The sequence below is a fragment of the Arthrobacter sp. 135MFCol5.1 genome (assembly GCF_000374865.1).
Lineage (GTDB): Bacteria > Actinomycetota > Actinomycetes > Actinomycetales > Micrococcaceae > Arthrobacter.
On sequence record NZ_KB895458.1, the window covers coordinates 52,743 to 77,397 of the forward strand.

Annotated in this window: 13 protein-coding genes; 7 read left to right on the top strand and 6 right to left on the bottom strand. The window is 59.5% G+C overall.

The window, feature by feature from the left end:
• Positions 1–121 precede the first annotated feature (121 nt).
• From C563_RS0112210 to C563_RS0112230, 5 genes are all read left to right on the top strand, one after another.
• On the top strand, positions 122–2,173 hold the full coding sequence (locus tag C563_RS0112210; RefSeq protein WP_026264748.1) for a hypothetical protein: 2,052 nt from the start codon (positions 122–124) through the stop codon (positions 2,171–2,173).
• Entirely contained in the window at positions 2,173–3,804 is a 1,632-nt protein-coding gene (locus C563_RS0112215) for a class I SAM-dependent DNA methyltransferase (protein ID WP_018762349.1), read from the top strand. The genes C563_RS0112210 and C563_RS0112215 overlap by 1 nt, the downstream gene beginning before the upstream one ends.
• Positions 3,797–4,993 (top strand): restriction endonuclease subunit S, encoded by a 1,197-nt coding sequence (locus C563_RS21900; protein ID WP_081624153.1) that lies wholly within the window; start codon positions 3,797–3,799, stop codon positions 4,991–4,993. Before C563_RS0112215 ends, C563_RS21900 begins: the two co-directional genes overlap by 8 nt.
• An 88-nt stretch (positions 4,994–5,081) precedes the next feature.
• Positions 5,082–8,270, top strand: a complete 3,189-nt coding sequence (locus C563_RS0112225) for a type I restriction endonuclease subunit R (RefSeq protein WP_043424111.1) — start codon at positions 5,082–5,084, stop codon at positions 8,268–8,270.
• Positions 8,271–8,312: 42 nt separating this feature from the next.
• A complete protein-coding gene (locus tag C563_RS0112230) occupies positions 8,313–9,779 on the top strand; it encodes a hypothetical protein (protein ID WP_231369885.1) in 1,467 nt (488 codons plus the stop codon).
• Positions 9,780–9,854: 75 nt separating this feature from the next.
• On the opposite strand, the gene C563_RS23005 is transcribed toward C563_RS0112230, so the two are convergent.
• From C563_RS23005 to C563_RS22160, 5 genes are all read right to left on the bottom strand, one after another.
• Positions 9,855–11,783: a zinc-ribbon domain-containing protein gene (locus C563_RS23005; RefSeq protein ID WP_081624154.1), complete on the bottom strand. Its 1,929-nt coding sequence runs from the start codon at positions 11,781–11,783 to the stop codon at positions 9,855–9,857.
• Positions 11,773–12,822, bottom strand: a complete 1,050-nt coding sequence (locus C563_RS0112235; RefSeq protein ID WP_018762353.1) for an ATP-binding protein — start codon at positions 12,820–12,822, stop codon at positions 11,773–11,775. Before C563_RS0112235 ends, C563_RS23005 begins: the two co-directional genes overlap by 11 nt.
• Entirely contained in the window at positions 12,819–14,849 is a 2,031-nt protein-coding gene (locus C563_RS0112240; RefSeq protein WP_018762354.1) for a Mu transposase C-terminal domain-containing protein, read from the bottom strand. The genes C563_RS0112235 and C563_RS0112240 overlap by 4 nt, the downstream gene beginning before the upstream one ends.
• Before the next feature lie 97 nt (positions 14,850–14,946).
• Positions 14,947–15,732: a TnsA-like heteromeric transposase endonuclease subunit gene (locus tag C563_RS0112245; RefSeq protein ID WP_018762355.1), complete on the bottom strand. Its 786-nt coding sequence runs from the start codon at positions 15,730–15,732 to the stop codon at positions 14,947–14,949.
• A 10-nt stretch (positions 15,733–15,742) separates the two neighbouring features.
• Entirely contained in the window at positions 15,743–17,230 is a 1,488-nt protein-coding gene (locus tag C563_RS22160; RefSeq protein WP_196803339.1) for a zinc-ribbon domain-containing protein, read from the bottom strand.
• 2,376 nt (positions 17,231–19,606) lie between these two features.
• Between C563_RS22160 and C563_RS22415 the strand changes: the two genes are divergently transcribed.
• Both C563_RS22415 and C563_RS22420 read left to right on the top strand, forming a co-directional pair.
• Entirely contained in the window at positions 19,607–20,092 is a 486-nt protein-coding gene (locus tag C563_RS22415) for a hypothetical protein (protein WP_155845157.1), read from the top strand.
• Between the two features lie 698 nt (positions 20,093–20,790).
• A complete protein-coding gene (locus tag C563_RS22420) occupies positions 20,791–21,108 on the top strand; it encodes an SHOCT domain-containing protein (protein ID WP_155845158.1) in 318 nt (105 codons plus the stop codon).
• A 910-nt stretch (positions 21,109–22,018) separates the two neighbouring features.
• Here C563_RS22420 and C563_RS0112270 read toward each other — a convergent pair.
• Positions 22,019–23,419 carry a hypothetical protein gene (locus C563_RS0112270; protein WP_018762360.1) on the bottom strand — a complete coding sequence of 467 codons (1,401 nt, stop codon included), beginning with the start codon at positions 23,417–23,419 and terminating at the stop codon, positions 22,019–22,021.
• Positions 23,420–24,655: the final 1,236 nt, after the last annotated feature.

Sequence of the window (24,655 nt, forward strand, 5' to 3'; positions counted from 1 at the left end):
GCTACGACCCGCTGGTTCATTCCAGTCATTCACAAGCTGATAAGGGGGATTATCAGTGGAAAGACGGGAGTGCCCTAGAGTCCGGTTAGGCTGTGGGGACGTTCAACGAAAGGGGGAAACGATGAATACAGCGGCGACAACGATGCGCATGACGCTGTCCGACGTAGCGTCCCTTTCCCAAGTTCAGCGTCCGGTTGTCTCGATGTGGCGAAAACGCAGCAGCGCAGGGCCCCTGCCATTTCCGGCGCCCGCCGAAACCGTAAACGGCGTCGAACTTTTCGACGCCGACGAGGTCACCGCGTGGTTGCAGGCAACTGGACGGGGCAACAATCCTGAGGCAAGGAACGACGTGGCCGTCCACGCGAAACCTGCGGCCATTGTCTCGCTAAGGGACGGCCGCAAGACCTTCGACGGCCTGACGGCGCTGCTGGCACTGAAAGTCATCACCGGACAGGCGCTGGGCAACCGGAGTGCATCCGGTCTCCTAGACGAGGCCGATGAGGCAGATCCTGATGATCTGTTCCTCTATTCGGAGTTGGAGGCCCTGGGCTCTGCGCTTCCCGGACTGGCTAGCTTCGCCGACAGGCTGGCCGACAGCGCCTACAGCGCCCCAGCGGCGTTTGAGAAACTTCTGACCCACCGCTTCAAGGATGGCCTCAGAGAGTATGCGGACACTGCTCTGACAGCTGCCGCCCTCAACCTCGTCAGCGCGGCAGCCATAGAGCTTGCGGCCGCGCTGGAAAGCCGGCCCGTCTTCGTGGACGCCACACCGGGCGGGAGCGACGTCATGCTCAGCATCTCCCAGCAGTTCAGCGAGTCAGAGTCCGTCACCTTTTTAGCAGCGGATCACGACGGCGGAGCCTCGCGTCTGGCGCGCCGGCGCCTGGCTGTGCACGGTACGGACAGTGGGCCCGTCAAGGTCGACGGCAAGGGCGCCTTCGCCGTCACCGGTCCCGCAATCCATGTGGCGCAATATCCCGCGCCCGGCGAACCCGGCCTGAACACCAAGGGCATCCTGTCCGGCATTGAGAACATCGTGCTGCAAATGGATGATTCCCAGCGGGCGATCGTGCTCGCTCCCGCCCGGGTCCTGTCTGATGCCCTTGCCGGTGAAACTGGCAACGTGCGTGCCGACCTGCTGCGGTCCGGCCGGGTGCGGGCCATCATCCGGCTCACTTCTGGACTGCTCCGGGCAAAGCCTCGCGAGCCTCAGGCTCTGTGGGTCTTGGGGCCCTCTTTTGCCGACGTGCCCATTGCAGATCGCTGGACCATGGTGGCAGACCTCGGCACTGACCCGCTGACCGTCGACGTAATCCAGGACCTGATCAGCGACATCGTCGCGTCCATGGGCAACCGCGCCACAATCCGCGCTCACTCCTTCCGGTTCGCACGGCTGGTGCAGACCCGGATTCTGCTTGCTCGAACTGGTGCCCTGGTGGACCTGCCGGCCAAGGGGAGGTCGACGGCAGCACCCTGCGCCGAGGCGGCACTGCGCATCGACGAACTTGTTAGGGCTTTGTCTACCGGTGGTGACGCCAAGCTTCTCAGTGTTCTGCCTGGCGCCAAGCATTCCTCTCCCGCTTCAGCTTCCGTGCAGGAACTTATGGGGTCCGGATACCTCAAATACGTCAAAGGCATCCGGGTCGAAGAGCAGCACACCAACAGGACGGCGGGAAACAGGATCCTTGGCCGGGAGGAACTGATGGACCCGCATGATGCCCTGCCGCGTTTCATCGCCCTGCTGGACTTCGCCGCACACTACCCCACCGGACGGCTCACGGAGCCCGGCGACGTCGTCTTTTGTACTAGCCCACGGCCCGCCGCGATGGTGGACGAGGAGGGCGGCGCCGTCGTCGTCTTTCCCGCCCGGATCCTGAGGATTGACCAAGGTGACCCGGGCGGCCTGCTGCCCGCCGTCATCGCCCGTGACATCAACAACCTCAATCCGGCAGACAAGTCCTGGCGCAACTGGCAACTGCGCCGTACAGGAGAAGCCGAACGCCAGCCGCTCACCAACGCCCTGCAGCGCCTGCAACACGAGCAGGCCCAGGCCCGGCAACGACTCAAACACCTGGAAGAACTCGCTACCCTGATTACGGACGGCGTAGCGGGCGGAAGCCTCACCCTGACAGACCCTATTTCCCACGCCGTGCCAGAAGAAGGAACTGCATAATGCCCCCGAAAGTGAAGGTGGACCTCGCCCCGTCCACCATGAAGGAACTCAAGGACACGCTCTGGAAGGCGGCGGACAAGCTCCGTGGCTCGATGGACGCCTCACAGTACAAGGACGTGATCCTGGGGCTGGTGTTCCTGAAGTACGTGTCGGACGCGTTCGAGGAACGGCGTGAACAGATCCAGGCCGAGCTGGAAGCGGAAGGGCTGAACGACGAGCAGATTGCCCAGCTGATCGACGACGTGGATGAATACACCGGCCGCGGCGTGTTCTGGGTATCGCCCCGGGCACGCTGGACCTACCTGGCGGAGAACGCCAAGGGCCTGGATGCGGTGGACGGCGCGGCGCCAAAGTCGATCGGGCTGCTGATTGATGAGGCAATGGAGCTCATCATGACTGACAACACGTCCCTAGCCGCCACGCTCCCCAAGATCTACAACCGCGACAACGTGGACCAGCGCCGCCTCGGCGAGCTGCTGGACCTCTTCAACTCCGCGCGTTTCACCGGCCAAGGCGCCAGCAAAGCGCGCGACCTGCTGGGCGAGGTGTACGAGTACTTCCTTGAGAAGTTCGCCAAGGCCGAAGGCAAGCGCGGCGGCGAGTTCTACACCCCGGCAGGCGTAGTCCGCGTCCTCGTGGAGGTGCTGGAGCCACACCGCGGACGCGTGTACGACCCGTGCTGCGGCTCGGGCGGCATGTTTGTGCAGGCCGAGAAGTTCCTGGCCGCGCATCACCTGGAGGGCTCGGACATTTCGGTCTACGGCCAGGAGCTGAATGAGCGCACCTGGCGGATGGCCAAGATGAACCTGGCCATCCACGGCCTGAACGCCAACCTGGCCTCGCGCTGGGGCGACACGTTCGCCCGCGACCAGCACCCGGAGCTGACCGGGAACAACGGCGCGGATTTCATCATGGCCAACCCGCCGTTCAACATCAAGGACTGGGCCCGCTCGGAGTCCGACCCGCGCTGGAAGTACGGCGTCCCGCCGACCGGCAACGCCAACTACGCGTGGATCCAGCACATCATCTCCAAGCTCGCCCCCGGCGGCAGCGCCGGCGTGGTCATGGCCAACGGCTCCATGTCCTCCAACTCCGGCGGCGAGGGCGAGATCCGCGCCCAGCTGGTGGAGGCCGACCTCGTCTCCTGCATGGTGGCCCTGCCTACCCAGCTGTTCCGCAGCACCGGCATCCCGGTGTGCACTTGGTTCTTCGCCAAAGACAAGACCGCCGGCCCCCGCGGTTCGGTGGACCGGACCGGGCAGGTGCTCTTCATCGACGCCCGGAACCTGGGCTACATGGTGGACCGCGCCGAGCGGGCCCTGTCCGACGACGACATCGCCAAGATCGCCAACACCTACCACGCCTGGCGCGGCACCGCGTCGGCGGTTGAGGCAGGGCTAGCGTACGACGACGAGGCCGGCTTCTGCTACTCGGCTTCACTCGCCGAGGTCAAGGCAGCGGACTACGCCCTGACACCCGGGCGGTACGTTGGTGCGGCCGAGGTAGAAGACGACGGCGAACCGATTGAGGAGAAGATCGCGCGGCTTTCGAAGGAGCTGCGAGAGCAGTTCGAGGAGTCTGAGCGACTGGCGGCAGTTGTGCGCGAGCAGCTGGAGGTGCTGGATGTTTAAGTTGCCAGAAGGATGGGAGCGCAAGCGAGTTGACGAACTGTGTCGGGTGACTCGCGGCGCGTCACCGCGACCTATTCATGAATGGATTGCGCCTGCTGGTACTCCGTGGGTCAAGATAGCTGATGCCACTTCAGACCCGTCAAAATACATCACCAAGACACGAGAATTTATCCGCAACGAAGGCCGCAGCAAGAGCGTCGTTGTATATCCAGGTGACTTGATACTTTCCAACAGCGCCACTCCCGGGATTCCTAAGTTTTTAGGGATCGAGGCTTGCATCCACGACGGATGGCTTCTCCTCAGGGATCTACTTGACGTAGACCCGATGTTTCTCTATTACGTCTTCTTGAACGACCGCAAAGACTTAGCCGGTCAAGGAAACGGTTCAATTTTCACCAACCTCAAGACGGACATAGTCAAGAGCCACAAGGTGACCATTCCCCCTATGTGGGAGCAGCGCGCGATCGCTGAGATGCTCGGAGCCCTCGACGACAAGGTCGCCGCCAACACCAAACTAGTGCAGACATCTGCAGTTTTGGCGCAGGCCCTATTTGCAGCTTCAATGCGCGCCGCGGCCCATGAAGTTACGCTTTCCGACGTTGCCGAACTCCTTACTCGAGGCGTTGCACCAAAGTACTCGGATACTGAGGACACGGTCGTGGTCCTCAATCAAAAATGCGTCCGCGATCAGCGCGTTAACCTGGACCCGGCTCGGCGAACACTTGCATCGAAAGTCGGTAGAGACAAGATGCTGAAGATGAATGATGTACTGGTGAACTCCACAGGCCAAGGAACCCTGGGCCGGGTAGCACGCTGGACCAACAGTGCCAGCGTTACTGTGGACTCCCACATCACTATCGTCCGGTTCGATCAAGCAAAAGTTGATCCCGTGTGCGCGGGTATGGCTCTGCTGGCCTCACAGAAAACCATCGAAGAGATGGGCGAAGGAAGCACCGGGCAAACCGAGCTATCACGAATTGAACTCGGCAAACTCTCTCTGAGGCTCCCCCACAAGAGCCGGCAGGCTGAACTCAGCGAGCGAATCACGTCGATGTCGGAGATGGAGAGCGTGCGCCTGAGCGAAAACCGTACCCTCTCTGCTACTCGTGACGCACTCCTCCCCCAGCTGATGTCCGGCAAGCTCCGGGTCAAGGATGCGGAGCGGGTCCTGGAAAACGCCGGGGTGTAAACGCCCAACCTGGTAGGAGTGGGCACCTTGCCATGGTCGCTCGGAGCCTGAGTATGCTAAACAACAAATCGATTGTGGGGGAATCACAGTGACAGCACCAGCAGTTGCCTTTTCAGAGGCCGACTGGGAGGGCGCCGCGAAGGAGCGGCTTGGGGAGTTGGACTGGAAGCCCGTGGAGGGCCAGGCCATCGCTCCTGGCACCGGGGAACGCGAGTCGTGGTCGGAGCTGCTGATCCGGCCACGCTTGCTTGCCGCCCTCCAGCGACTCAACCCCGAGGTTCCCTGCCAGTACCTCCAGCAGGCCTTGGCGGAAATAGCCTCGCCCAGGTCCAACGACGCGGTCGCTGAGAACCACCGCATCCACAACTGTCTCGTGGACGGCTACCGGCTGACCTACATCGACTCCGACGGTAGCGAAGCCAATCCGACCATCCGACTGCTGAGCCAGTCACCGGACCAGAACGACTGGCTTTCCGTCAACCAGGTCACCCTGATCCAGGGCGACTACAAGCGCCGCTTCGACATCGTGCTCTACTGCAACGGCATGCCCGTCAGCATTATCGAGCTGAAAAAAGCCGGCAATGCCCACGCGGACCTTCCCGGCGCGCATGCCCAGCTACAGACGTACCTTCGCGAATTCCCCATGGCCTTCCGCTTCTGCGTCTTCACGCTCGCAAGCGACGGAATCCAGGCCAAGTACGGGACGCCATTCACCCCCTTCAACCACTTTTCACCCTGGAATGTAGACGACGACGGCGTCCCTGTCCCACAGGGCTACATGGTCGACGGCGATGCTGTCACCGCCCTCGACACCGCACTGGACGGCCTCTACAACCAGGAACGTTTCCTGCAGCTGGTCCGCAACTTCACCGCGTTCGACCAGGGGGCTGGTGGCCTTGCCAAGCGGATCGCCAAGCCGCACCAGTACTACGCCGTAACCAAGGCGGTTGCCAGCACCATCCAGGCGTTGGAAAGCAACGGCAAGGCCGGCGTCGTCTGGCACACCCAGGGATCGGGCAAGTCCATGGAGATGGAACTGTACGCCAACATGGTGGCCCGGCAGCCCAAGCTGAAGAACCCCACCGTCGTAGTCATCACCGACCGTAATGAATTGGACGGCCAGCTGTTCGAAGGCTTCGACCGCAGCATGCTCCTCGCCGAGAAACCGAAGCAGATCAAGAAGCGGTCCGAGTTGCGGGATGAGCTGACTAACCGTACAACTGGCGGCATCTACTTCACCACACTGCAGAAGTTCGGCCGCAGCAAGTCCGAAAAGGAAGCCGGCGCTGACCACCCTCTGCTGTCCGACCGTCGCAACATCATCGTGGTCGTGGATGAGGCGCACCGCTCTCACTACGATGACCTGGACGGCTACGCCCGCCACCTGAGGGACGCACTCCCCTACGCGACGCTCATCGCCTTCACCGGAACGCCCATCTCTTTTGATGACCGGAATACGCAGGAGGTCTTCGGCGATTACATCGACATTTACGACCTCTCCCGGGCAGTTGAGGACGGGGCAACAGTCCCCGTGTACTTCGAGCCGCGGCTGATCAAGGTGGGACTCTCCGAAGGCGTCACGGAAGAGGACCTGGACGAGTCCGCGGATGAACTGACTCTGGGGCTCGATGATACGGAACGTGCGCGAATCGAGAGGAGTGTCGCCGTCGTCAACGCCGTTTATGGTGCGCCGCAGCGCATCGCTGCTCTGGCCGAGGATTTGGTGACGCACTGGGAGAACCGGCGGGAACGGATGCTCAAGTTTATCGAGGCGCCGGGCAAGGCGATGATCGTCGGTGGCACACGGGAGATCTGCGCGAACCTCTACTCGGCCATCGTGGCACTGCGGCCCGAATGGCATTCTGACGACCTGTCGAAGGGCAAGATCAAAGTGGTCTACTCAGGCGACGCGACCGATGTACCGCCGGTGTCTGACCACGTTCGCCGCGATTCGCTGAATGCCCAGGTGAAGGAGCGGCTCAAGGACGTCGACGACGAGCTGGAGCTGGTGATCGTCAAGGACATGATGCTCACCGGCTACGACTCACCTCCGCTGCACACCCTGTACCTGGACCGGCCGCTGAAGGGCGCGCTGCTGATGCAGACGCTTGCCCGCGTCAACCGCACGTTCCGCGGCAAGGAAGACGGCCTGCTGGTGGCGTACGCGCCCCTGGCCGAGAACCTTGCCAAGGCACTGAGCGAGTACACGCAGTCTGACCAGGCGAACAAGCCTGTGGGCAAGAACATCGACGAGGCTGTGGGACTGACGGTTTCCCTGGTGGAGACCTTGCGCTCCCTGCTGGCGGGCCACGACTGGAAATCCCTGCTGATGAAAGGTGGGCCGAAGGCCTTCCTGAACGCCGTAACCGGAGCTGTCAGTTACCTGCGGAATCCTGCCACTCCCGGTAATCAGCCTCAGGACGGGGAAGAGTCACTTGCCGGGAAATACCGCAAGTTTTCCGGTCAGCTGTCGCGAGCGTGGGCACTGTGTTCCGGCTCGAACACTCTGGCCGAGCTGCGTCCCGAGATTCAGGTGTACGAGGAAATCCGCGTTTGGATGGCGAAATACGACGCCGCCGATCGGCAGGCAAGCGGGGAACCGGTACCTGAGGAGATCCAGCGGCTGCTGTGGAATCTCATTGCTTCCGCAACATCGTCCGGCGAAGTACTGGACATCTACGATGCCGCCGGCATGCCCAAGCCGTCTCTGGATGACCTGACGCCCGAGTTCATTGCCAAGACGCAGAGGGCGCGGAACCCGCAGCTGGCCATCGAAGCACTGCGGAAGCTTATCGCCGACGAATCTGCATCATCCACCCGGAACAACGTCATCCGGCAGCGAGCGTTCTCCGAACGGATCACCGAGCTGATGAGGAAGTACACAAACCAGCAGCTGACGTCCGCTGAGGTTATCGCTGAGCTGGTGGAGTTGGCGCGTGAGGTGGCTGCCGAAGGCAAGCGTGGGGAGCAGTTCACTCCCCCGCTGAACTCGGACGAACTCGCGTTCTATGATGCGGTGGCCCAGAACGAATCGGCGGTGGAGGTCCAAGGCGAAGGCATTCTGGCAGACATTGCCCGTGAACTGGTTGCTGTCATGCGGCGCGATGTCCGCACTGACTGGACTGTCCGGGATGACGTCCGGGCCAAGCTGCGGTCCTCGATCAAGCGGCTGCTGGTGCGGTTCGGGTATCCGCCGGACAAACAGCCGGAGGCCATCAAGCTCGTCATGGAGCAGATGGAGTCGATGGCGCCGCGCTTTGCAGAGGCCCGGGCCTAGTTGGACGAGCAATGGGGGTTTAAAAGACTTGGGAGGACAGTTGTGACAGCGAGTCTGGAAGACAACCGGCGGGTGCGCCTGGGCGAGTATCGGCAAGCCATCAGGCGTCATGCTCCGTCCGAACTCCTGCCGAAGGTGGCACGCATCGCGAGCCAACTAAAAGAGTACGAGTTCGATCCCGCGTGGAACTTGTACTCACCCTGGGCTGCCACAGCCATTGCACGAGACAGTCTGTTGTTCGCAAGCGAACATAGATCGGCACCAGCCGATGAGAAGGCGCTAAAGAAAATATTCGGGCTATTTGCCCAAGCCGAAAATGGTGTGCCTCAAGAACAAGAGCTGTGGTTGATGATGACCGCGTTCATATATGAGCAGGGACACTATCAAGATACGCCGCTGCATGACATATCCCGCACACTACTCCTTCTGAAGGACACGCAGATTTCGGCCAAGGAAATCCCCGACCGCGACTGGACGGAGGTGTTGGGAATGGAACTCGAGCAGTGGCTCATGGCATTGTTCGCGATTTCCACAGCAACAAAGGGCGCACTCGGTCTTTTTGATGCAAATTCTCCTGAACGGGACAACTGGGAGGCCCTGAATCCGGTTCTCACGAAGGAAGTAATCGACGCATGTCTCCAACGGCTGGTTTGCACACCCACAGAGTTTCGCGAGAAAAGCCAGGCTGTACCAAAAGTGGCCCCTCACCTAGCAAGGTTCGCCTTCAATCAGCTGAACAGCACTCCTTTTATCGATTTCAGGTCTGGCCCGCTGGTGGCCCCACAGTACTTGCTTCTTTTGCGGTCAATGCTGGTCGAAAACATCTTCTACCGAGCTACAGAGAAGTGGAAGTTGTTCCCAGAGGAGTTGGGATACCGCGTAGAGGCATACACTGGTCGACAACTCGAGTACGCAGGGTTCGATAACGTCAGCCCTGAGATCGTCTACGGGCCCGAGAAGAAGAAGTCTGTTGACTGGATTCTGACGTACGAGAACATCCTCCTGCTCGTGGAGTGCAAAGCGGCCAAGCAAAGCCTTGACGTACGCTCCGGCGGCCTTGGAGCGCTAGATTTCTTGTCATCGCGAATAGGAAAAGCGCGGGATCAGATCCGAAATACTCTTGCCCTCATCGAGGATGGACAACCTGAGTTCACCGGTTATCGGGGCTTCCAAGCGATTGGTCTTATCGTTACAGCCGAGCCGGTCCACAGCGCCAATGAAACAATGTTCACCCAAGGTCTTCCGCCAACAAATTGCCCGACGCTCGTTGTATCCCTCAAAGAGCTTGAGATCTTATGTCACCTTGGGACTGAAGAAATGATTCGAACCCTGCAGGTGATCATGGGAGGCAATGATTCCAACACCTTCAGCGTGGAGCATGCCATACGGCAAATCGCAGATCCTGCAAAGCTGGCAACAAACAACCGGATTATCGAGGATGCATTTGACCGAACGCTTGGATCATGGGCGCCCCCGATGCTTGAGCTTTCCGATTCGTCCGCTCCCTGAGAAGCCGGCAGGTGCCCTGATGCGAGTATCTAGGAGTTGGTAATCCAAACGACCCTGCCACTTGATGTGAACCTACTAGCAACTATCCCTTGCAACGGTGGCGTTGCTTGCCCGTCTACCGGGCGGGCACAGCGTGCAGCCACCTGCTCTCCTCCTGTTGGACACGGTAGCCTCCTGGGTGTGGCCAGCAGGGCATGTCCACACGTATTTTTGATCGCCGGGAACCTGTTCGTTCGGAGGGCAGGTGTTGCGCGAGAAGTCCCAGTCCAGCATCAGAGCGGGGAAACGGCTGGCGATGTCGGAAACCCCGGGAACGAGTACCTTGCCTGTTTCAACGGAGCAGGTCAGCTTGGGATATTTGCACCTGCTGACGATCATTGCGGGGAAGTCGTGTCCCTTCGGGCAGCGCCACCAGACGGTCTTCGTACCTCTCGGCGTGACATCTTCGGGGGTGAGAGAGCCGTTCCGTTGGTCATTCCATTGGGCCGCTACGTCAGGCCGACGGATGGCAAGGCTTTGGCAGGTCCCGCAGCGTCCGTTGGACCGGACGAAGTTGGCAGGGGTGCGAGTGAAGGTGTGCCCTCTTGTACAACGCCATCCGATCCGTAGCTTCTGATTAGTTGCTTTGAATTCCTGCGGCGTCGTGTTGTTGCCAGCTTCCGGATCCCACAGACGGGCAAGTGCAGGGTGTGTTCTTGCCATGTCGGTTTGCCCTGGGAGGACTCTGCTCCCGCGGCAGTAGATACAGCCGGTCTTGTGGAGGGTGCGGTTCACAAAAGTGGCTTGGTAGTGGTGGTTATTTGGGCAGAGCCAGTGGCCCGTTTTCCTGCTATACGGTCGGACCGTCCACGGCGTGGGTCCTGAAGTGACGTCCGGGTCCCATTCGGCAAGCAGCCACGGCGCGACATCTGCAAGAGAGTTGTAGCCGGTGACCACTCTGTACCCTGAGCAAACTGAGCAAGAGCTTTCGTACGCTCCATGCCGGCTTCGCTGTCCGGGCCGCCGGCGGCTCACGTGCCCTTCAGGGCAGAGGTAGCGTGGGCCGTTGATCATCTGGCAGTAGCGGTCATCCCACCAGGCTTCGTCCGCACGGGCCGCACAGATGCAGTCCATATACGTATGGAAGGGCTGCAACCGGTTTAAGCCAGAGTATAGGGGCTGAATTGGGCGAACGACGGGGTTCGGGTCTTCCGAGTTCCACTCGCCGTCCCAGCGGTGGCGTGCCGCGGCAGCTGTCCATCTCAGCATCAGCCACGCCTGATCTGTGGCCAAGGTGCCAATGCGATTCCCGGCAAGCTGCATGCGTTGGTCCACCAGCTGGTATGTGAGGCGATAATCCGTGTGGGAATCACAAACAGCGCGAATAACGTCAGCGTCCGTTACTGTCGCGATGATCGCTGCTGCGACCGGGATGTCTTCCGGGGCAGGGATGTGAGTGCGTTCGTGGCGGACGGCAGAGGCGGCTCGCACTAAAGCCTCCTGGATCAGGTCCATGTTTGCGCCGCTGTGACGAATTCTTCCGGCCGCCTCTACTATCGCCGGGTTTACGGGACGGGAGTGCGTCGGGTCCGGATGCGGAACCGTCGACAGTCGTACATGTCTTGCAGTCGCCATCATTGGTCCAGTCCATACGGAATGGACTGAGCAGGTCAGGCGGGCGTAGGCGGGATGAACAGCCACGATTTCTCCGTCTGTGCAGTGAAGACAGGTGTGCCAGATGGTCCTGGAGGGTTTTCCGAGGAGAACCACTCGATCACATCTGTCACCCGCGATGGCCCTGCACAGGGCATGGACTTCGCGTTCCAGGCATCGCTCAGCGACACGTTTTTGAGATGGCGCTCCTGTCCGTCTCCTATACGTCGCTGCCGCCAAGTTCCAAAGGTGGTGCTCGCCTTTGGCTGCGATGGCTGAGTCAACCCGGGCAGCATAACTGGCCGTTGTTTCTCCGGGAAAGGAAGCCGGCACAAGCGCGAGAGGCAGGCGGGCCGTCGGCTCAAGCAGCATATCGACGCCGCCGGTTGACCCGCGCCTTGAAGTTGTCCGCCTTGACTACCTCTGCTGCCTTGGCCGCGGCGAGGTGGCTTGTTAGTACCTCCTGCTCAGGGTTTGCGGCCTCGATGAGGTCGAGGGCCGCGCGGCTGACGATCGAGTTCAAGTTACCTATCCGGCCTTTTGCGAGAACGTATAGTTCGTCAGCCAGGGCAACCATGCCGTGCCGGTTGTCACCCAGCAGTGGCATTGAGTCGACCAGCCCCTTGACTAGGTTTCGCCACGTCCTCATGTGAGCTTTCTGGTAGGTGGCCATTTCAGCCTGGCGGTAGCGTGCCGCGATTTGAGCTCCTTCCTGGCCGATGAGCAGGTTTGTTTTTTCAAGGGCAATACCAAGCAGGAGAATGGGGCAGTTGATGTCGTCTCCCAGGCGCCGGATGGCGGCACTTACCTTGGGGGAATGAGGTCCGCCGTATTTGAGGTTGTGGACATCATCGATAACGAGGATCTCGGTACGGCACTTGTTGACGGCATTTTGGACCATTCCCTCCAGGGTTGCTTCTGTCTCGCGTTTTCCAATGGGCAGCCCGTAGAACTGCGCGAGCATTCGGTATAGCCCGAGGGGGGTTCCGGTTGACGGGAGATTGACGTAGGCGACGGGCACTTCCCCGGCACGTAAGCAGTCCGGATTAGCGTGAAGACGCTGTCGGAGGAGTTCGAGCATGAGGATTCTGGCAACCGTGGTCTTCCCCATGAATGGCTCGCCGGAAACCAGCACGCCGTGCCCTCCCCCACTGCCATACTGGTGTTCGCGCATCACGCCGAAGAGCACGGTGGACACGTTTTGGTAGGAACCGTTTCGGACAATGACTCCGCGGGTGATCACCCTGCGCCGCGCCTCATTGAAGGCTGATTTGTCCTCTGCCGGCATCTCCTTGTACTCCGCTAGATGTACCGGCGGGAGTTGCGTCCCGAATTCCAGCAACTCCTCCGTGAACCCGCGGAAATGCTTAAGGTCGCGGCCGTTGCGCACACGAAGTGGAAAGTCAGTCATGGAGCTACCCCATTCACACCCTCATAGCCCTCAAGGTCCTCATCGTCGTCAGGACTGTCGTCATATTCATCGATCGGATCGGTGTCCGGAGACACATAACCCTCGTGTCCGCGGAGAGTCGCAATATTGGGTAAGAGGCCGCCCCTGGCGTCCTGCACTTCACGTTCGAGCTCCCTTGCCGCTTCCTTCCTTCGTTCACTTCTGAGCTCCTGAAGTGCCGACTCTATGAAGCTGCGGTTGGCCGCATCTGCAGTGGCCTTGGTATCAACGCCTCCCTCTTCAAGGATGTGATGCGCCAGATCGCGCATCTCCTTGGCGAAGGGCTTATCAAGTCGATCCTCTTTCCATTCACAGTCGATGTAATTGCCCGTCTCGGGGTCGTAGACCCAAATCACGCGGTCGTCTGTTGGAAGGTAATGGACCTCCCATTGGTCGTCCAGAAGTGTTCCTGATGTCCGACGGCGTAGTCCTTCCAATTCCGGGGCGTCGTACATCCGGTAATGCAGTTGAACCCCGTCATTGTTGATTTTCCGTCTGAGGCTCGGCAGAAGTCCGATGTAGTCATTTCGGCTCAGCGGGCGTGGAATAAAGCCGACGTAGGGAAACATGGCGGCATATTCAGCATTTGGGCTGAGAAGAGGGCCGCCACCTATACGCGGGTCACGCAGGCCCTCGGTCGGGGTGTTCTGCCAGCAATGCACGATCCAACGGTCCAGCAACCAAGCGAATTCACCGACGGTCAGCAGGTCTTCCTTTTTTGGCTTTTCGTCCCCGCTGCTTGACACCGAGCCTCCAGTGAAACCCGGCAGCTTTTCCAAAAATTTCGTTTTGATGGCACCGTGAAGACGTTCGATGATTCCTTTGTCAGTGCCCGCGTACGGCGACGTTCGAACGATGGTTATACCTAGCTGTCGACACGCTGACTCCACTGCGAGGGAAGTGTAATTCCGCCCGTTGTCGGTAACAATGAGCCGCGGTCGAATCAACGGAATCATACCGTCCAAGTGTTCTCGCGTTTCCGCGTCAAACATTTCAACCCAGGGGAGGTCCCGACGCTTGAGTTCCCATTCGTTTCTCAGGGTCGGGGGCAGATCATAGCGGGGTCTGGGCGTCAGTGTTTGCGCGAGCATGAAGGCAAGATCTGCCCCGCAGATATTCAGGGCCAAAGCGAAGGCGGTCACAGATCTGGTCGCTACATCGCTGAGAAAAGCAGCGTCAGGACGCTTAACTGAGCCGTCAGGGAAGATGAGCTTGATGTCGAGACGCGTTGAATCAACCTGCATTTGTAAACCTGGCAGAAAGGCAGGACGGGAATGAAAGACCCAGTTAGGAACGCTGGCCGCCGACCAACGATTGGCAGAATCACCGTCCAGATACATTCCCGCCGATAGTTCGTCCATGACCCGACCCAGCCTTCGGCTACTTGGGATGGGGAAGTCGCGGTCCGGCAGCTTTTCTATCCTTGCCCGTGCGATGGCCCTCCTCTGCGCTTTAGTTACCCTGGGAAGGTGCGCATGTTCACGGTTGACCCGCTTACAAATGTCCAGCACTTCCTTGGGAAGTCCGTCCGTCACCCTGTGGTTGCGGATCCGGCGGCCGTCCAGAAGGCACGCGGGGCCTTCCTGGAGGTAAGCCTTGGCGAGTCGGAACAACGTTGAACGGGATTTTCTTAGCTTTTTTGCAAGTTCGGGGTCTCTCGCATCCAACTGGTCGGCCAGGATTTTCAGCTCAGCTTGCTTGAGGCCGGCCCGGGACCACTGAGAAGACCCTGGCCCATACCCCTCTCGATACTCAAGTGCCCCCTGCGGGCGACCAAGAGCGACCTCCTCGACATCGGCTATCACGCGATCGACGTCCTTCAGGATGCTCCGTTGGTGCTGGTCTGCCTTACTGTTTCCTTTCGTCAGCTCCGCAGTCTCCAGCACCGCATTCCGCCGCGGAAGTCGGTCTTGGGCAGGGTTCTCCTGCGCTATCTCCGCTGTGGAGACTTCCAGGCGCTCATCGCTATCTACGGCTTTGAGGCCCATCCTGGTTCCGTCCACGTCAGCGATTTCCCACCGCTGGTCTGCAAAATCGACGACGTCTCCTTTACGAAACACGTACAGGGGTGCAGACCGGGCTCCCTCAATTGGCACTTTCAACACCCCCTCCTGGTTCAGCGGCCGCGATCATTAGCCCGGAGTAAAAGGGGCCCGGCTCAAGTGGAACGACCTGACGGTGGAACAGCATGTTCGACAGGGTGGGATAACCGATGCCGAGTTCGAGTCGTGGGTCTATCTGATGGGCCGTCGCTTCCATCGTGTGCGGTTCAAGCAGGTAGGAGAGCACTTTGCGCGCGAGATCAGATGCGGGCACATACTCCTCATGTCGAAACGCGCACATCCACTGGAGGTTGGCCGCCTGCCAGCCCTCGCACCCGTGCATGACCCGGTACTCCCATCCCTGGGTGTTGCATACTTCCTCCGTCATGACCGCTGTCCGCACGAATTCGTCGCCGGTGGCCAAGTTCCGCGGTTTGACGTCGATGACAACGATCCGCCGATCGTGTCGGCGAGCCGCGAAGTCCGGGTAATGAAGGCTTTGGTCCGGGAAGATTATGCCGAAAGGCTGCGCAGCAATGGCGTCAACTTCTCCCCCGTGGTCGAGTTCCATGAGGCAGATGAGCTCTACCAGCGATTCAAAGGCCACCATGTCGTAGCGGGCTCCGAAGGGGTAAAGGCCCGCGTAGTTGCGCCGGTGTTGATAGGACTTGCTGCGACGGCACGGACTGAATGTCGCAGGGTCCAGGTCATCAATACGCTCATCCAGGTGCCACCACTGCCGGCGACCGTCTTGCTCAAGGGCCAGCAACATGGCGTGCAGGCTGTTGTTGCCGACATCTCGGAAGGGATTGTCCTTAAGCAGGTGCATTGTTTGTTCCTCAGTCTTTCCGTGATGAAGCTGCCCGGTCGCCTGAGGGGCATTTTGCGCAGCCTCTGGCTTTTCGTCGGGAATTAACGGTTTGGTGCTGGGTGTGGCCAGCTGGGCACGTCCACCAGCGTTTCGCGTTGCCCCCGGCCAGGACGTCAGAAGCAGTGGCGCCATTGAGTTCACCGTCCCAATCCGTGGCCAGCTGTGGCTCCTTGGTAGCGAGATCGTTTGTGCCTTGGAGAAAGCGCCGCCCAGTGTCAATCGGGCAGGTGATATTCCGCGCCATAGAACGGAAGGCGATGGCCATTTGGAATTCGTGCCCTTCCGGGCAGATCCACCACACCTTCACCCCTGAGCGGGGATGAAACAGGGAGGGTCGGAGCAACCCGTTTCGTTCGACGTTCCATTGCGCGGCAACCTCAGGTTTCAACGTCGCCAGATCGTTGACCCCTGGGATCAACAATGTTCCCTTGCACACCGGGCATTGCCCCTGCGTCCGCACGAGCTTCAGTGGCGTCCGCACGAAGGCATGGCCCTCCGTGCATTTCCAGCCAACCCGCGCTTCGGAGCCGGCACTTAGTTCACTGCAGGTTCTGGTATTGCCGGCCTCAGAGTCCCACATCTTCGCGAGGTCGGGATGGGTAGTAGCGAGATCATTCAGGCCTGGTATGCGGCGGGTCCCGGCACAGAGAGGACAACCGCTCTCCCGCCCCACGCGGTTACCAAATTTGGCGTCGTATCGGTGCCCGTTAGGGCAGATCCAGTGCCCGGTCCTACCGCTTCCAGCACAAACGTTCCACGGGGTGTATGTCTGGTCCGCTTCGTAGTCCCATTCGGCGATGAGCCGCGGCGCCTTGTCGGCCGGCGTATTTACGCCCGGCATGACCTTCCTTCCGGTACAGATGGCGCAGCGGGGAATGCGAGTCATACGTCGTGTGCCATCGGATGCGCGCAGGTGTTGCACGTGGCCTTCAGGACACATGCATAGTGGCCCGGACGCGGTTTGGTGGAAGTAGTGGTCTTTCCACCACAGAAGGTCTGTGCGGTCGGATGTCTGCACGCACGCAAGATACGAGTTGAATGGTGCTATGGCTTCAGTCAGCTGAGAAGCCGGCCTGATGGGTTCGATAAGAGGCGTCGGGTCGTCGGTTAGCTGCTGGCCGACCCAGCGGTTTCTGGCGGCGGCCGCTGTCCATCTAAGCATCAGCCATGCTTGGTCGACCGCCGGGTAGCCCGATGGGTTCCCGGCTTCCGCCATCCTCTCGGTCAACAGAATATAAGCGTCACGGTAGGGCCGCCCGTAGTTGCTGACGGCTCGGACGACGTCGGGATCCAGAACGCTTTCCAGGATTGCTGCAGCTGTCTGCAGGGTGTCGGCCGTCGGTATCCCCTTCCACCGGTGGTGTATGGCTGATGCAGCGCCTCGCATCGCGTCCATCACCAATTGCGGGCTTGCCCCGGTTGCATAGATCCGTGCAGACGCCTCGGTGCTCGTCACGTCGATCTTGGCGGAATGTGAAACAGCAGGTTGTGGGACGTTCCAAGGCCGCTGCTTGGGTTTTCCCGCGGTCGGTCCTGTCCAGGTCCCGTGCGATGGGCATACTAGACGACCGTAGTCAGGATGGATCGCGACAATCTCGCCTGCTGTACAGAGCCGGCACTTATGCCACGAGACAGTTGAAGTTTTTACAAGCGGGACCAAGCGTTGAGCACAACTGCCCACCAATTCGACGGAGAAGAGCATGGCCGCCCGCTCAGCCGCGGCGGTGCTGAGGTTGCGTCGAGTCGTTTGCTGGCGGTGTTCGCGGTCAAGTACACCGGCAAGGGCCCAGGTGTGGCCCTGGCGGGCGGCGGTCGAGGCGTCAATCCGGCCACAGTAGCTGGCGGGCGTTTCGCCCCGGTAGGCGGTGGGAATAAGCAATAGCGGCAGCTGTGCTGTGCCACCCGGCCACTCGGGCTGGAGCGGCACATTCGAGGATGTAGCTGACGTCGCCTTCAGCTTAGGAGGCGTAGGAGTTGTTGGCCCGTTATTCATGAAGGCACCCTAAATTCAGTCCGGCTAGCGGGCCGCGCTTATCGACGCGCGCCAGTTACACCAACTGCAATGGCAGCAAGGAAAAACGGCTCCGTTCATGCAGCTAGAACCTAGGAAAATCGACCTGTAGTCAATGGTCCACGACGGTGGCCGAAGGTAGGGTCCTTAAGGCATGGACAAGCGCGTCGCCTCTATAAGTCCGTGCAGGAGGTGATGGTGGTGGGAAGCAGAATCTGCCGTCGAAACCCGATGGAGGCGGCATTTTCCTCGCACCACTGACAGGAGATCGAAGCATCGTACTCAATGCTTTTCGAACAGGTCAGCTCAGAACGGCTGATCCCGTGGCAGGTAGCGTCTGGCTCAAACGCGCTACATCACCAGCATCTACCCTGTCGAGAGAAAAAACAAGAACCTAGTCCAAAATTTTGGTTGACACGACGCATCTCTACGTGTAACATGCGCATCTTGCCCTTTGGAGCTACGATTGTTGGGGGAGGAAGGTGTGGCCAATGCGTGTCCCTGGAGCGTGACTTGGCCACGAGCCTGGTTGCTCCCTTCCTGCTGTAGGGGCGCAGTGAGGAAGTTGTGGGAACCCTCCCCCGTATATGAGTTCGGCTTGGATTCAACTGGCGAGAGATGACAGGAGGGAAAGCTGATGGTGCAGGAGCTTCGCAATGACGATGTGGGCCGCTACATTGTGACCACCGCTACAGGCAGCCTGTACCTGCTCGATCTAACAGCCAGGACCGTCACCCGATCCATGGCTGCCACTGTGCCGGCTGTCGAGTATCGGGACGTGAAACCTTCAAAACTGCGACGCGATGACGACCCACTGGAACTGCTCCTACTTGAGTCGTGTGCCGTCGGGTCCTCCGCCAGGTATTGGATTCAAGTACGCACCGATCACGTGGTTACCCTGAGAATAACCTCGCCCGTGGTGCGGATAGATACTCCTAGTCCTTCAAAGCCATGATCTCAACGCATATGCCGGGGTACTTGAACTTCGCACCTTCACGGGGCCCTATCGACGTCCCTACTCCCATTGCCGACGGAGAGTGGTGGCAGATAGTTGCCGCCCTCTTACCACTCGTCACAGTCTTCGCGGCCGCCCTCGTCGCAGTGATCATAGGGCTCAGGCGGCATCAGCGTACACCCACGAGACATCCTGAGCGCGGAACTGACTGGTGGGATCGGGCGCAATGGGCGCTCGATGCGAGCCTGGATGACGATCTGAAGAAACGCGAGATCGGGCTTTCCGCTTTGGAACTTCTCAATGCCAGCGACCTATCCGGCTTGGAAGAAAGCCGGATCATTGGCGCAGCGTGGGCGAGTCCACTCCGCGACAAGGAATTATTGGGCGGCGCGCTGCAAAAGGAGTCCGCTACTGATAGCGAGCCAACAAGCAGGTTTAGCCGACAGGAAGAGCGCGTAGCCATTCGCGCGGCCCGGCTCAGGCTCTCAACCGACAGGAAGCAGGGCCTTCACAGTCCCTCGTGGGTAGAGGAAATCGCAAAACGGCAGCTTTGACAATGAGGTGGAGCGAACCGGAAAGCACGCCAATGTCCCAGAGCCGGACCCGAACTAGCGGGCAACATAATCAGCCGCTCAAGTGGGCCCCGAGGATCCGCTGACCGCCTAAGAATGGAGGCTCTACTGATTTCCGTTGGAGTCCTTCCAACTGGCCGCGTGATACTAGGTCCCCACCAGGGAATGCCCCCATCGGGCCTCCGCCCTGTTCCCGGTCGTCAGCTAGCGGGAACAAAGCTAGATTGAGGATATTCGTCCAATGGAGGACAGTCGGTGAGGCAAGAGGCTTCAGAACAGGGACTGCGCGAGGTCGTGGCAGCACTTACCAACGTCATCGAGAGCTTCGAAACGAAGATCTCTCCCCAACTCGCGCGAGCAGTTGCTGCGACGGTCTTGGTGAAGAGAGAAATAGCCAAGGAGTATGGACTTCTCACGGAAGCCGATGTCCGACGGTCCCTCGCGCTGACAGCGGAGAGCGAGTTCCCGGATCTATTCTCGATCCCATATCGCAAACAGATCCATTTCCCGGGTTTTCAACTCGAGGCGGTGGTTGGCGGAGCCGGGGCTCAAAGAATCAGGCCCTTCATTTCGCGGCTGAAGAAACTCGCTCTCGAAAGGAGCTGGACAGACGAAGACGTAGTTTTTCCCTCGTCAGTCCAACGACCTACCTGGGCGATGAACTTTCCATCGCCGCGCATCTGGTCGAGGGCTATGACCCGGAAGCCCTGTTCAGGGCTTTCGAGGAGAAGATGGAGGTCGAGTGGTAACCACTTCGAAACCGAACCTGGGCCGCCGTGAACGAGTACACCGTTACCACGCGTCAGGTTGCCAAAGGCTTCCGCTCCTGCGACTCGGCGGCGAGCACTGATGGGGGCCGGTTCAGCAGTTGACGTTGAGGAAGAATGCGAAAAGCCGAGCCGGTCTGGTCGGAAGCGTTGGGCCCGAAACTTGCGTCGACGGCGGTGCACTGCCCGCCGACGGCGGGACCTACCCGATCTCCAGTCTGGGACTGCTCGTGCTGCCGGTCATGCCACTCATCCGGCCGGCCTACCCTGACTACCGAGCGCGGCCGCTGCAGGCTGCCGTCGAGGTGCTCCTGGGGTTTGCCGCCTTAAAACGTTTTGACCAGCAGATCCTCGCATCTTGATAAGGGATCGTCTCTGAACCTGCAGGCCGGAATCCTGAGCAAAACTTGATAAAAGATGCAATTCCGACTTTGAACTGCAGATATAGGATGAGCCGCACATCGTGCCGCTTCGCGCGCCGAAGGGGTTGTTCACAAAAATACTTGACTACGCAGAAATTGGGGGACAAATATGGGAACACCAGGGAAGCTCTCGGGGCCGTTGTCGCCGTTCATCCTCGGTATCCTCATCGCGGTCGCTGGGTTCATATGCGGGTCAAGCGTACCCGTCGGGGCATATTGCGAGAGCGCGTTCTCGCCCAACCAACATTCTGCCGAGAAGGCTGACCTGGATCGGGCCTACAGCAATGCAATGAAGTTGGACATGCATCTGGGCTACAGCGTTCTCCCTGAGACAGACTACGAGTCCGTATGCAAGGCGTCCGCCGCGCAGTGGGCGGTCCTATGGTGGGCCGTGATCGCTGCCGGCGTCGTGGTTTTCTGCCTCGGGTTCGTCCTGTCGAATCGCGCCCGCCGGATCGCCTCGATACCCGCGTCCGTACGTTCTGTCCCCGCAGCACATATGCAGGGCGTTGCTGCCGAAATCACGCACCTCGCCCAACTCCGCGATCAGGGGATGCTGACGCAGAGCCAATTCGAGCGACAGAGAGCGAAGTTGCTCGACGAGTGACACGCATGTGGCAAGGCTTTCAGGTTGAGTGCATTGACCGCAGTCGCGCGGACGAGCACAATCGCTGAATCAAGGTAGGCCGGTCATTGGCATGCCTTGCTTCGGCGAGGATCTGGCGGCGCAATGGACGATGACATACAAAGTGGTTCAGGTACTGACGATTCTCGGCCGCACCCGCTAACGCCACCAGAACTCCATGATCGATTGCGGGCGCATTTGGCGAATCACTACCTCCAACTGCACACGACGTTGGTAAGCGTCACCCTGGCCGCAGCAGGATACGCCGCTGCAGGCTTGACTGCACCGCCGCCTGAAGCCTCTTATGATCGGCTCCTGCTATGGCTCTTCTGGGTTGGGGGTGTACTCGCCATCGTTGCTGTGTACGCAGGAACTATGACGGGCGGGTTCACACTTCCATCTGGCATACCAAGTATTTGGGATCTATTGATCCCGCTCGCCATCGGATTGACGCAGTTCATGATTTTCGGCGTCCTGACACACAGTATTGCCATGTTCACTACTGAGGTGTCAGTAGTGCAAGCCTGGTCCTTCTCGATGGCTTTGCTTGGTCTTCTGGCCGTCGCAGCCATCCGCCGGGCTAAATACTTGATTCGAACGGAGGATTATCACGACGCACTCAACGACGCCCTCACATACTACAAAACAAGATTGAGCCAGGACACACGCGGCGCTAGCTTGCTCGCACTAATTAGTTCCGGGGGTGGTGCGGGCGCACTATTTTGGCCCGCCGCCACACGCTCCTGGGTGTACCCCTTCGTGGCGATTGTGCTGGTCGTACTTGGTATAGGCCTTCAACGGCACTACGTCACAGGCAGGGAGCTACGGAGGAGGCTTAATTCGCTTTAGCCTAATTGCGACGGCGACGCGGCGTCACTGTACTGAGCTCGTATCACAAGCTCCGGCGAAAGTTGAGAGGTTGACTCTCCGGGAATGCCAGATAAGCAGGCAGCCAGGCAAGCATCGAACTGTCGGTTCCTTTGGGTACATTCTCATCCTGCAGTAGCACATGGAATGGCGGCTTCTTTGTAGCAGCCATGTCAGCAATCAACTCTGAAATGTTCACGGGCGGCTCTTGATCAGGAAGCCTTGCCGCTACGCCGCGGCGCTCGTCAACCGCAAACCATTGGAAGTTACTGGCCTCGTCAATCAGCAGGTGTAGGACTGAATCGCTGAGGTCGCCCGACAATTCCTGTCCATGCCGGAATATTTCGAATTTCCATCGCTCGATCTTGAGTCGCAACTGTGCCGCCCCGACGGGGGTGACGACGTTGTAAGCACCCAAGAGGGAGGCTGTGACGGGATACACCTCGTGCTTTGCAGCAAAGGCCGCGACAAGACTTTTTTGAAAGCGGACGTATGAAGTACTTGCCTTTTTTACTTGATCATTGGTGGGCCGGAGACCATCATGAATGGAAGCGTTGCGGAGTTTGGCAACATCCTCTCGCCACCCTAGATAGGCGGCTTCCATGTCCTTCGTCCAGGCATCGGCCAACGCGTTTTTGAGTCGTGGCGTGGCCTCGTTTAGGTATCGAGTCGTACGAAGAACTCCGAGCACTCTCTTGGCTTCCCCAAGTTCTACGCCCTCCTCCCAGAGGAGCATTCCAACCGTTTCCTTCACGAGGAGTTCCGCGGCCCCGCCGAGGAGGATGCTCGCCAAGATAGTATTCCCCGACCGATAGGCCACATACCCCTCTCGCTGAACGTCTATGAACTCACCGAAAACACCGGTCTGCAGCATAGCTAGGGCTCCCCGGAGGGTGACCTCCTCATCATCGGTGAGTAGCCGTGTCGACGCCTCCACCGTCCCTGATTGTCGTCCAGCTGGGCCACGGTTGCCCTGTGACTTGCCCACTATCGAGCCGAATTCAAGCTCGCCGTTTTTCAACTCGGTAACCACTGGAAGCACGAGGGGAAGGGATTTCCTGCTTACCAGCGAGATGACCTCCTTGCTCGCTAAGTGGTAAGCCTGTTGGAAGTCGGTCACAATCTTCAGCGCCTGCTCAAGTGCGTGTTCTTGGGGCTCATCCATTGAATCGTCGGTTAGGCAGCGCACCTCCGCCAGCGTCGTCCGGCACCTCATCGGCAAGGGTGTGTTGCGGCTTTGTCGCGACGGAAGCTTTCGGATCGCCGCCTGCGTTGTCAATGCAATGTCAGAATCGGAAACGGGACGGTCGACATGTCGGAGCGTCAGCGTGTATCTACAGTAGAGGTCCAGGCCATCCTTCGTCATCACGTGTTCGGCCGGGGCCTCGTCGTCGCCCGCCTTGACGAACAGGAGCTGGACTTCCATGTCTGGTTTCGTCCTGAGAGCCTCAGGTAAGGCAAAGAAAAAGGTGATTGCGCGGGCGCTAGAAGGGGGAGGCAAAATTTGCGGAGCCGCAGTGTTCGGTCCTGGCATCTCCACGCTTGGTCTTTGCTGCTTCCTTCGTTCAGACTTAGCCCTGCTCCCGGACATCTGCCCTTCTCCCCTCACGGTCTTTGATCCATAAATGCAAACTAGATACCTCCGATGTTCACTTCTGATCCTGCAGAATTTTCATCTGCTGTCTACGTTTGCACTTGTCGACCGTTTGAAGTCTTCACGGGCGACCCCGATGCGTGCGACACTTCCACCAGTCCAGCATTGCCCTCGGCGATCCGCCGGTTACGCTCCCTTGGAAGCTCTGCCCAGGGACTGGCGGAAGGCCTGTCTGGTTCAAGATAGACAATTCATAAGGTATTGAAGATATAAGGCCGGAGCTGCCAATCTATGGACATACTGGATAGACCAAGATGCATGTCCAGCAGGGACGGTGATTAACAATCAGCCCCTGTGTCCCACGGCCTTTTGAAGCCGACATTGCCAATCGGACGGCCCTGTTTGCTGGCCACATATTAACAATTCAAAACTCCCGGCCTCCTTGTCCTCACTGGGTAGCAGCCCGATGGGAGGGGCTGCAGGCAGGCTGCAGAAACCGCAGTGACACGGATGGCGAACTGGCACCATGAAACGCACGTGCCCTGAAGGTCGTTGACTCGGTTGACCATGCTTGCCGAAAGTGAGGGCGTAGGCCCGTTGTCTGGCTAGGACGCTCGGTACTTAAGGCGGGTGAGATCCCCTTGCTTACAAAAGTAGTGCCGGGTTGATGATCAGAGAGGGAACCCGTGCGAAGTCGTTGTGCACCGTGACAGATTCAACTCTTGGGCGCGTTCTTGACGTGGACAGCGTCGTGCATCGACGCGCCCTTTCCTTTAACCTAAGTGACCTTCTGCCGTCGATGCCGCGCCAAGGCATGCCCGATGTGACACCCGAGTTTTGGTGGCCAGAGGACCGGGCATGGCCCTATAGAGGGAGTGGATCGTCGGTTTGCACTGAGTATCTGCGGCATCAACAGGTATGAGCCGTCATCAAAATCGAGTACAAACTCCCCCTTGTGAAGCGCAGGGCACGTTCCTACCGTTAGCGAAGCGATACGGGAACAATCGCGCAAGGAATCAAAACTCGGTCCGAGACTCTGCTGGGTGGCTGCAGGATGTTGGTTTGGTT

Excerpts from the sequence above, each read along its gene's own strand:
- C563_RS0112245 (WP_018762355.1), bottom strand. The coding sequence starts at position 15,732 with ATGCACCTGCTTAAGGACAATCCCTTCCGAGATGTCGGCAACAACAGC.
- C563_RS0112240 (WP_018762354.1), bottom strand. The coding sequence starts at position 14,849 with ATGGGCCTCAAAGCCGTAGATAGCGATGAGCGCCTGGAAGTCTCCACA.
- C563_RS0112270 (WP_018762360.1), bottom strand. The coding sequence starts at position 23,419 with ATGGAAGTCCAGCTCCTGTTCGTCAAGGCGGGCGACGACGAGGCCCCG.
- C563_RS22420 (WP_155845158.1), top strand. The coding sequence starts at position 20,791 with ATGAAGTTGGACATGCATCTGGGCTACAGCGTTCTCCCTGAGACAGAC.
- C563_RS0112235 (WP_018762353.1), bottom strand. The coding sequence starts at position 12,822 with ATGACTGACTTTCCACTTCGTGTGCGCAACGGCCGCGACCTTAAGCAT.
- C563_RS0112210 (WP_026264748.1), top strand. The coding sequence starts at position 122 with ATGAATACAGCGGCGACAACGATGCGCATGACGCTGTCCGACGTAGCG.
- C563_RS23005 (WP_081624154.1), bottom strand. The coding sequence starts at position 11,783 with ATGCTGCTTGAGCCGACGGCCCGCCTGCCTCTCGCGCTTGTGCCGGCT.
- C563_RS21900 (WP_081624153.1), top strand. The coding sequence starts at position 3,797 with ATGTTTAAGTTGCCAGAAGGATGGGAGCGCAAGCGAGTTGACGAACTG.
- C563_RS0112215 (WP_018762349.1), top strand. The coding sequence starts at position 2,173 with ATGCCCCCGAAAGTGAAGGTGGACCTCGCCCCGTCCACCATGAAGGAA.